1 protein-coding gene is annotated in these 739 nt (G+C 37.6%); it reads left to right on the top strand.

Annotated features, from left to right (window positions below):
* The coding region (locus tag ACG72T_RS12555; RefSeq protein WP_395266473.1) for a MobA/MobL family protein at nucleotides 1-739 on the top strand (739 nt) is incomplete at both ends.

The raw sequence follows: 739 nt of genomic DNA, 5'->3' as shown, positions 1-739 counted from the left end.
TGATGAGGGCATGGTAGCCGACGTGGCAATTCATCGCGACCACCCAGATAATCCGCACGCTCATGTGATGTTAACCAATCGCCCATTTAACCCCGATGGTACTTGGGGACAGAAAACAAAAACCGAATACATTTTAGATAGCCATGGTAATAAAACTAAGACCCCTGCAGGGAATGTAAGAAACCGAAAAATTTGGTTGGTCGATTGGGATAAAAAAGAAAAAATAACTGAATGGCGGCACAATTGGTCGGTTAGTGTCAATCAGGTTTTAGAGCAAAAAAATATTCCCGATCGGATCAGCGAAAAATCCTTTGAAAATCAAGGAATAGATGAAGTTCCAACTCAACATGAGGGAATCAATAGTAAGCGGCATGAAAGAAAAGAATTTAATCAACAAGTTAAGGACTATCGCAAGGCCAAAGCCAGTTATAAAAATAACCAAGAAAAAGCAATCAATAGAGGTCATTTAGATAGTCTAAGCAAACATTTCTCGTTTAATGAAAAACGGGTGGTCAATGAGTTAAGTCATGAACTGAAAACTTATATCAGTTTAGAGAGCTTAGATGATAAACGGCGCATGCTATTTAATTGGAAAAATAGCACCTTAATTAAACATGCAGTTGGTGAAGATGTGACTAAACAATTATTGACAATTAACCAACAAGAAAGCTCATTAAAAAAGGCAGATGAACTCTTAAACAAAGTGGTCGATCGTACCACGAAAAAACTTTATCCAGAG

Source organism: Companilactobacillus sp. FL22-1 (assembly GCF_043951805.1).
Lineage (GTDB): Bacteria > Bacillota > Bacilli > Lactobacillales > Lactobacillaceae > Companilactobacillus.
This window is presented reverse-complemented; position numbering and strand designations above follow the sequence as displayed.